Here is a 9,238-nt window from a genome sequence, read left to right as displayed (position 1 = left end):
GCGCTCTGGCGGGCTGGCGCGTGGAAGGCCGGGTGGACCGGCGCACGCGTGCGCACCGCCCGCCGGGCGTCCTCGACCGGCCTGTGCCGGCCCCGCTACTTCAGCCAGGCGTCGACCTTGTCGCGGTTGGCGTCGACCCACTTCTTGGCCGCCGCGTCGTCCGTCATCTTGTCCACCGCGATGTACTTGGCGACGGTGTTCTGGTCGTCGTTCGTCCAGTGGAAGTTCTTCACCAGCTTGTACGCGGGGCTGCCGGACTTGGCGAACCGCGCGCTGACGATCTTGTCCAGGTCGTAGACGGGATAGTCGCAGGCGACCTTCGCCGCGTCGGTGTCGCAGCCCGTCGTGTACTTGGGCAGGTTGACCTTGACCAGCGGCACCTCCGACATGAACCACTGCGGTTCGTAGAAGTAGCCGATCACCCATTGCCTGTTCTTCTCGGCGGTGCGGAACGCCTGGATGAGCGCGGTCTCGCTGCCGGCGTACACCACCTTGAAGTTCAGCTTGAGGTTCTTGACCAGGGCCGCGTCGTTGGTGACGTACGACGGGTCGCCGTCGAGCAGCTGGCCCTTGCCGCCGGACTCGGACGTCTTGAAGGCGTCGGCGTACTTGTCGAGGTTCTTCCAGTCGGTGATGTCCGGGTGGGCCTTGGCCAGCCACGGCGGCACGAACCAGCCGATGACACCCTTGTTGCCGGTCGAGCCCGCCTCGGCGGCCGTCTTCTGCTGGGTGATGTACTTCTTCTTCAGATCGTCGTGGCCCCAGTTCTCCAGGACGGTGTCCACCTCACCGGTCCCGAAGCCCTGCCAGGCGATCTCCTCCTTGAGGTCCTTCTTCTGGACCGTGCAGCCGAGGTCGTGCTGCGCCACGTACGCGACGACCGCCGCGTCCGCCTCGTAGCCGACCCACGGGTTGACCGCCAGGTTGAAGGTGCCGCACTTGCCGCCCGAGGACTTCGCGCCCGCGGAGGTGCTGTCGCCGACCTTCGCCCCCGAGCAGGCCGTGAGGGTGAGGCCGAGGACGGCCAGGCCGGCCGCGCCGGCTCGCCAGTGTCTTGCCATGGTGTCGTGCTCCTTATGCCCTGGTGCGTCGCGCCGCAGCCTGAGTGATCCGGTCGAACATGACTCCGAGCAGTACGATGGCGAGTCCCGCCGCCAGCCCCTTTCCGTACAGCTCTCCCTGCGAGAATCCGGCCACGACGTCGTAGCCGAGGGCGCCCGCCCCCACCAGGCCGCCCACCACAACCATCGACAGCACGTAGATCAGACCCTGGTTGGTCGCCAGGGTCAGGGCACTGCGTGCCATCGGCAGCTGGACCTTGGTGATGATCTGCCAGGTGTTGCACCCGGCGGAGGTGGCCGCCTCCACGGTGGTCTCGGGCACGTTCCGCACTCCGTCCGCGATGATCTTGACCGCCACGGGCGCCGCGTAGACGACGGCGGCGACGATCGCGGTGAACCGGGTGGCGCCGAAGAGGGCCAGGAACGGCACGAGATAGACGAACGGCGGCATGACCTGTGCGGCGTCCAGGGTGGGCCGTACCAGCCGGTCCACGAGCCGGCTGCGTCCCATCCACACGCCGAAGACGGCGCCCAGCAGCATCACCAGCACCGTGGCGACGGCCGTCGAGGCCAGGGTGGTCATGCTGTCCGACCACAGACCCGTGCCGACGAGCAGCCCGACGCAGACCGCGGCCGTCGCTGCGGCGCGCCACCCGCCGAGCACCGCGCCGAGCGCGACGAGGGTGGCCCCGACGAGCCACCAGGGGGAGTCGGTGAGCAGGGTCTGGAACGGGTTGAGCAGCCCGTTGGTGATGACGTCCCGCAGGCCGTTGGTGAGGCCCGAGAGATGGTCCTGCAGCCAGGTGGTGGCCGTGTCGGCCGCGCTCGCTATGTGGCTGCCGGTGCTGCCGTTGCCGGGGAAGTCGGCGGCCCAGACGTAGGTGTGGGACAGGTAGACCAGGACGGCGGCCGCGATGCCGCCCGCCACGAGCAGCGGCCGGCGCCACCTCAGGAGGGTGCCGCCCGTGCGGCGGGCCTCGGTGCGTGCGGCCGCCGCCGTGGTGACCCGGTCGAGCACGATCGCCATCACGACGATGGCGAGACCCGCGTTGAAGGCCGTGCCGACGTCGAGGGACTGCAGGGCCTGGACGACGGTCTTGCCGAGGCCGGGCGCGTCGATCAGGGCGGCGATGGTCACCATGGCCAGCGCGGCCATGATGGTCTGGTTGACACCCATGACCACCGTGCGCCTGGACATCGGCAGCAGTACCTTCAGCAGCTGCTGCGACCGTGTGGTGCCGAGCGAGTCCGCCGCCTCGACCGTGGTCTCGGGCACGGAGCGGATGGCGTGTGCGGTGATGCGGATGGCCGGCGGTGCCGCGTAGATCACCGTGGTGATCACGGCGGAGGCCCCGCCGATCAGGAAGATCAGGGTCAGCGGGGCGAGGTAGACGAAGGTCGGCATCGTCTGCATGAAGTCCAGGAAGGGCGTCATGATCCGGTTGAACCGGTCGGAGAGGCCGGCCCACACGCCCAGCGGGATGCCGATGAGCAGCGCCACGAGGACCGCCGACAGGGTCAGTGCCAGCGTGTCCATGCTCTCCTGCCACAGCCCCTGCAGCCCGAAGAAGGTGAAGCCGGCCACCGCCAGCAGGGCGACCCGCCAGTTGCCCACGGCCCAGGAGACGTAGCCGGTGAGGCCGACGACGCCGAGCCAGCCGATCTGCGGGACCGGGCGGGAGCCGGTGGGCTGGGAGATCAAGGACTGGACGAAGGTCACCAGGTTGTCGATGACCAGCCGGATCTCGTTGAAGAAGTACAGGAAGAGCGGGTTGGAGTTGCGGTTGGCCCCGATGGTGTCATTGACGTCGTTCAGCCAGCGGTGCAGACCGGTGAGGTCGGCCGCCGCGAGGGTCAGCGTCTGCCGGCCGCGCAGCACGGCGAAGAGCACCAGCCAGGCGATCAGGACCGCGGCCACCACCATCGGGCGGCTGACTTTCTTGCGTGTCGTCGCGACCGGCGCGGTCGCGTCGGCGGCGACGGCCATCACGCACCGCCTTCCTGTCCGGCGACGACGGAGAGGATCTCCTCGTCACCGACGATGCCGAGCAGCTTTCCGCCCTCGACGACCTTGACCGGCTTCTCGGCGGCGAGCACCGCCCGGGTGGCCTCGCGCACCACGACGTCCGGGCCCAACTCCGGTCCGTCCAGGGCGTCTTCGGGCTCCACCGGGCGCATGATCCAGCGCAGGGTGAGGACGTCACCGCGCGGCACGTCCTTGACGAAGTCCCGTACGTAGTCGTCGGCCGGGGCGCCGACGAGTTCGTCGCCGGTGCCGCACTGCACCATCTTTCCGTCACGCATGATCAGGATGCGGTCGCCCAGCTTCAGCGCCTCGGAGAGGTCGTGGGTGATGAACACCATGGTCTTGCCGACCTCGTGGTGCAGCCGGACGACCTCGCTCTGCATGTCACGGCGGATCAGCGGGTCGAGCGCCGAGAAGGGCTCGTCGAAGAAGAGGACGTCGGGGTCGCCGGCCAGGGCGCGGGCGAGGCCGACGCGCTGCTGCATACCGCCGGAGAGCTGGTCGGGGTAGGAGTTCTCGTATCCGGCCAGGCCCACCAGTTCGACGACCTCCAGGGCCTTCCTGGTGCGCTCGGCCCTGGCCATGCCCCGTATCTCCAGGCCGAACGCCACGTTGTCGACGACCCTGCGGTGCGGCAGCAGCCCGAAGTGCTGGAAGACCATGGAGAACTTGCTGCGCCGCAGCTCGCGCAGCCGCCGGGCGTCGGCGCCCCGGATGTCCTCGCCCTCGAAGACGACCTCACCGGCGGTGGGTTCGATCAGCCGGGTCAGACATCGCACCAGGGTGGACTTGCCGGAGCCGGACAGGCCCATGACGACGAAGACCTCGCCGGGCGACACCTCGAAGTTCACGTCCCGTACGGCCGCGGTGCACCCGGTGCGGTCCATGAGCTCGCGGCGGGTGAGCCCGCACAACTCCTCGGAGCCCGGCACCTCGTCGGCCTTCGGCCCGAACACCTTCCACAGCCGGCGCACGGAGATGACCGGGGTGCGATCCCGGGGGTCCTGGGACGTGTCGCGCCGCTGCGACACCTCGGTCTGGGCTGGGGTCATGATCGGGCCTCTTTTCGGCGGTCAGCCGCGGAACCAGTGCTGCGGCCGGGGTTGGATGTTCTGCCAGACGTGCTTGGGCTCCCGGTACTCGTCCAGGCCGGTCGGCCCCAGCTCACGGCCCACGCCCGAGTGCCCGAAACCGCCCCATTCCGCTTGCGGCACATAGGGGTGGTAGTCGTTGATCCACACCGTGCCGTGACGCAGCCTGCGGGCCACCCGCTGGGCCCTGCCCGCGTCCTGGGTCCAGACGGCACCGGCGAGGCCGTACTCCGTGTCGTTGGCGATGCGGACGGCGTCGTCCTCGTCGTGGAACCGCTCGACGGTGAGCACGGGCCCGAAGGACTCCTCGTGCACCACGCGCATGTCCTGCCGGCACTCGTCGAGGACGGTGGGCGGGTAGTAGAAGCCGTCCGCGAGAGCGGGGTCTTCGGGGCGTGCGCCACCGCAGCGCAGTACGGCGCCCTCGGCGAGGCCGGCGGCGACGTACGCCTCGACCTTCTCCCGGTGCTGTGCGGAGATCAGCGCCCCGGTGTCGGCCTCGGGGTCGAACGGGCCGCCGAGACGGATGAGCCGGGCCCGGCGTACGACCTCGTCCACGAAGGCGTCGTGGACCGAGTCCTCGACGACCAGGCGGGCGCCCGCCGAGCAGACCTGCCCGGAGTGCAGGAAGACGGCGGTGAGCGCGAAGTCGACGGCGGTTTCGAAGTCGGCGTCGGCGAAGACCACGTTGGGGTTCTTGCCGCCGAGTTCCAGGGCGACCTTCTTCACCGTGGCGGCGGCGGTGGCCATGATGTGCCGTCCGGTGTGGAGCCCGCCCGTGAAGGACACCATGTCGACGTCCGGGTGCTCGGCGAGCGGCGCGCCCGCCTCGGCTCCGGCGCCGAGTACGAGATTGGCGGCACCGGCGGGGAGCCCGGCCTCCTCGAGCGCCTTCATCAGCAGGATCGAGGTGGAGGGCGTCAGCTCGCTGGGCTTGAGGACGACGGTGTTCCCGGCGAGGAGGGCCGGAGCGACCTTCCAACCCGCCTGCAGCAGAGGGTAGTTCCAGGGGGTGATGAGACCGCAGACGCCGACGGGCTCGTAGCTGACCCGGCTGAGCGCGTCGTCGCGGCCGGTGTCGATCACGCGGCCGGCGCTGGTGCCGGCGATGCCCCCGTAGTAGCGGAAGCAGGAGACGACGTCGGCGATGTCGTACTCGCTCTCCACCAGGCGCTTGCCGGTGTCGAGGGACTCGGCGCGGGCGACGTCCTTGGCATCGCGCTCGAGGATGTCGGCGGTGCGCAGCAGCAACGCGCCGCGCTCACGCTCGGGGGTGTGCGGCCAGGGGCCGTCGTCGAAGGCGCGGCGGGCCGCGGCGATCGCCGCCTCGGTGTCGGGGCGGGTCGCCTCCGAGACCGTCGCCACCAGCGTGCCGTCCGCCGGGCAGCGGATCTCCCGGTGACCGCCGGCCACCGGGGCGCGCCATTCTCCGTCCACGTACAGATCTGCCACGGCCGCGCCCTTCGAACCCGAATTCGTTGCGCATTGTGCATTGCATTGCTTGTGGTGGAACACCCTGGCCGACTCGACGGACGCCCGTCAAGGGGTCGGCGGATGCCGATTTCAGGCGGCCAGCCGGTCCAGCAGGGCACGGCGCCAGCGCTCCGTCTCGGCGATCTGGTTGAAGGTGAACAGGTGCAGGCCGGCCACGCCCGCGGACGGTCCGGTGAGCCTGTCCGCGCCCCGGGCGAGGAGTTTCTCGGGGGCGTACCCACCGGGTGCGGCGAACCGCAGGAACCAGGAGGCGTGCCGGGTGAGGAAGCGCGTCGACTCCCCCACCCCGATCTTCGCCGCCATGGACAGCAGCTTCGTCCGTTGCACCGGCCCGGCGACGCCCACGTACACGGGCAGGGTGACGTCACGGCGGCGGATCCTGGCGATCCAGTCGCCGAGGACGCCGGGGTCGAAACACAGGTTGCTGACGATGTACGTGGCGTGTGCCCGCTTGTCCCACATCGACTGGATGGTGATGTCGTCGTGGATGAGCGGGTGGCTCTCCGGATAGCCGGTGATCCCGATGTCCGCGAAGGGACTTCCCAGTTCACCGAGCCGGCGCAGCACCGGCAGCGCCGCGCCGTAGGACCCGGCGGGCGGGTCGGCGTCGCCCGCCGGCACGAAGAGGTCGTCGACGCCCGCCGCGCGCAGCCGCTCGGTCACGTCCTTCAGGTGCGTGTCGTCCCGCAGCAGGCGTGCGGGCACGTGCGGGACGACGCGGTAGCCGTGTGCCGTCAGCCGCTCGGTCAGGCCGAGCGTCGGCTCCAGCCCCCGGGCCGGCGACGCCGTGACCGTGACCACGACGTCGCGCGGCACATGTGCGAGGACCTTCTCCTCCGTCCCCCTCGCCGGCAGCACCTCGTAGCGGACGCGGGCGAACAGCGCGCGCAGCGCCTCGGCGCCCATGGTCTAGCCGGCCTGTTTCTGGGCGTCGCGGTGCCGGTAGTAGACGGCCTTGGAGGGCGGCAGCGGTTCCTTGCCGAGGATGAGGTCGGCCGCCTTCTCGGCGATCATCATCACCGGCGCATAGATGTTGCCGTTGGTGACGTACGGCATCACCGACGCGTCCACCACCCGCAGCCCGTCCAGACCGTGCACCCGCATGCTCAGCGGGTCGACGACGGACATCTCGTCGGTGCCCATCTTGCAGGTGCACGAGGGGTGCAGGGCCGTCTCACCCTCCTTGGCGACCCAGGCGAGGATCTCCTCGTCCGTGTCCACCGAGGGTCCGGGCGAGATCTCGCCGCCGTTGTAGGGGGCGAGCGCGGGCTGGCCGAGAATCCTGCGGGCGACACGGATCGCCTCCACCCACTCCCGTCGGTCCTGCTCCGTGGAGAGGTAGTTGAAGCGCAGCGCCGGCTTCTGACGCGGGTCCCTGCTCCTGATCTTCACCGAGCCGATGGCGTCCGAGTACATGGGCCCCACGTGCACCTGGTACCCGTGGCCGCCGGCCGGGGAGGAACCGTCGTAGCGCACGGCGATCGGCAGGAAGTGGAACATCAGGTTGGGGTAGTCCACGTCCTCGTTGCTGCGGGCGAAGCCGCCCGCCTCGAAGTGGTTGGTGGCCGCGGGACCCTTGCGCAGCAGCCACTGCAAGCCGATGAAGGGTGCGCGCCACTTCGCCATGTACGGCTGCACGGAGACGGGCTGCTTGCAGGCGTACTGGACGTACACCTCCAGGTGGTCCTGCAGGTTCTCGCCGACGCCCGGCAGGTCGTGGACGACGTCGATGCCGAGGGCGGACAGCTCGGCCGCGTTGCCCACGCCGGAGAGCTGCAGCAGCTGCGGCGAGTTGATCGCGCCGCCGCACAGGACGACCTCCCGGGCCCGGACCTGCTGCGGCGCGCCGCGCCCCTGCCGGTACTCGACGCCGACGGCCCGTTTGCCCTCGAAGAGGACCCGGGTGACGAGGGCGCGGGTGCGGACGGTGAGGTTGGGCCGCTTGCGCACGGGTTTGAGGTAGGCCTTGGCCGCCGACAGGCGGCGCCCGCGGTGGACGTTGCGGTCGAACTTGGCGAACCCTTCCTGCCGGTAGCCGTTGACGTCGTCCGTGGGCGCGTAGCCCGCCTGCTCGGTGGCCTTCAGGAACGCGCCGAAGAGCGGGTTGGTGGCGGGGCCGCGTTCCAGCACGAGGGGGCCGTCATGGCCGCGGAACTCGTCGTCCGGGTCGGCGGCCAGGCAGTTCTCCATCCGGCGGAAGTACGGCAGACAGTGGGCGTAGTCCCAGGTCTCCATGCCCGCGTCGGCGGCCCAGCGCTCGTAGTCCAGGGGATTGCCGCGCTGGAAGATCATGCCGTTGATGCTGCTGGAGCCGCCGAGCACCTTGCCGCGGGCGTGGTAGATACGGCGGCCGCCCATGTGGGGCTCGGGTTCGGACTCGTACTTCCAGTCGTAGAAACGGCTGCCGATGGGGTAGGTCAGCGCCGCGGGCATGTGGATGAACACATCCCAGGGGTAGTCGGGGCGGCCCGCCTCCAGTACGAGCACCCGGTTGCCGGGGTCGGCCGAGAGTCGGTTCGCCAGTGCGCTGCCGGCTGATCCACCGCCGACGATGACGAAGTCGTAGTGCAGGGGAGCCATGGTGCCTCGTCTCGCTCGCGCCGTTGATGTGCGCGCATGCTAGTACGGGTATCGCTATACGCACCAGGTTGCGAACAACGCAACTTGTAAGATCTTTGTGCACGCCGCGTTACTTGCAAGTGCGTTGTTTACTGCGCGTATAGTTCCGCTATGAGCAACTACAGTCCGGATACCGAAACACAGGGGTCATCGTCCGGCGGCGTGCAGTCCGTCGACCGGGCCATCAGCGTCCTCGAGATCCTCGCCCAGCGCGGCGAGGCGGGGGTGAGCGAGGTGGCCGGCGAGATCGAGGTGCACAAGTCGACCGCGTTCCGTCTGCTCGGCGCCCTGGAGGCGCGCGGTCTCGTCGAGCAGGCGGGCGAGCGCGGAAAGTACCGGCTCGGCTTCGGCATCGTACGCCTGGCGGGCGCCGTCACGGGACGCATCGACATCACCCAGCAGGGCCGGCCGGTCTGCGAGCGCCTGGCCGAGGAGATCGGCGAGACGGTCAACATCGCGGTGATGCAGGAGCACTACGCGATCAACCTCTACCAGGTGCGCGGCACGGCCGCCGTCACCGCGCACAACTGGGTCGGCCAGCTGACCCCGCTGCACGCCACCTCCAGCGGCAAGATCATGCTCGCCCACCTGCCCGCCAAGGAGCGCGCGGCGCTGCTCACGGAGACCGGCCTGAAGAAACTGACCCCGCACACGATCTCCGCGAAGGCGAAGCTGGAGAAGAACCTGGCCGAGGCCCGGGAGCGTGGTTACGCCTGGACGCTGGAGGAACTGGAGATCGGGCTGCACGCCATGGCCGCACCGATTCGCGACCGGGAAGGCCGCGTCATCGCGTCGATCAGCGCCTCCGGACCCTCCTACCGGTTCACCGAGGAGCGCATGCACGAGCTGGCTCCGGTGCTGGTCAAGGGTGGCGAGGAGATCAGCCACCGCATGGGATACCTGGGCTGAACGCACACGGTACGACCGCCGTACGGCCCGCGTTCGCC

Annotated in this window: 7 protein-coding genes; 1 reads left to right on the top strand and 6 read right to left on the bottom strand. The window is 69.8% G+C overall.

The features are described 5' to 3' along the window. Positions 1–95: 95 nt before the first annotated feature. From AB0D93_RS40450 to betA, 6 genes are all read right to left on the bottom strand, one after another. Positions 96–1,061: an ABC transporter substrate-binding protein gene (locus AB0D93_RS40450; RefSeq protein ID WP_362131442.1), complete on the bottom strand. Its 966-nt coding sequence runs from the start codon at positions 1,059–1,061 to the stop codon at positions 96–98. 13 nt (positions 1,062–1,074) lie between these two features. After that, positions 1,075–3,048: an ABC transporter permease subunit gene (locus tag AB0D93_RS40445; protein WP_362131439.1), complete on the bottom strand. Its 1,974-nt coding sequence runs from the start codon at positions 3,046–3,048 to the stop codon at positions 1,075–1,077. Beyond that, positions 3,048–4,139 (bottom strand): glycine betaine/L-proline ABC transporter ATP-binding protein, encoded by a 1,092-nt coding sequence (locus AB0D93_RS40440; RefSeq protein WP_362131436.1) that lies wholly within the window; start codon positions 4,137–4,139, stop codon positions 3,048–3,050. The genes AB0D93_RS40445 and AB0D93_RS40440 overlap by 1 nt, the downstream gene beginning before the upstream one ends. Before the next feature lie 21 nt (positions 4,140–4,160). Then, entirely contained in the window at positions 4,161–5,630 is a 1,470-nt protein-coding gene (locus tag AB0D93_RS40435; protein WP_362131433.1) for an aldehyde dehydrogenase family protein, read from the bottom strand. A gap of 111 nt (positions 5,631–5,741) precedes the next feature. Next, positions 5,742–6,578, bottom strand: coding sequence for a 5,10-methylenetetrahydrofolate reductase (locus AB0D93_RS40430; RefSeq protein ID WP_362131430.1), 837 nt, complete (start codon positions 6,576–6,578; stop codon positions 5,742–5,744). A gap of 3 nt (positions 6,579–6,581) precedes the next feature. Continuing rightward, a complete protein-coding gene (gene betA, locus AB0D93_RS40425; RefSeq protein WP_362131427.1) occupies positions 6,582–8,252 on the bottom strand; it encodes a choline dehydrogenase in 1,671 nt (556 codons plus the stop codon). A gap of 150 nt (positions 8,253–8,402) precedes the next feature. Between betA and AB0D93_RS40420 the strand changes: the two genes are divergently transcribed. Further along, the gene (locus AB0D93_RS40420; protein WP_362131424.1) at positions 8,403–9,200 is read left to right on the top strand and encodes an IclR family transcriptional regulator; all 798 of its coding nucleotides are present in this window, start codon (positions 8,403–8,405) and stop codon (positions 9,198–9,200) included. The last annotated feature ends 38 nt before the right edge of the window (positions 9,201–9,238 follow it).

The organism is Streptomyces sp. NPDC048191, from assembly GCF_040652655.1.
Classification (GTDB): Bacteria; Actinomycetota; Actinomycetes; order Streptomycetales; family Streptomycetaceae; genus Streptomyces.
This window is presented reverse-complemented; position numbering and strand designations above follow the sequence as displayed.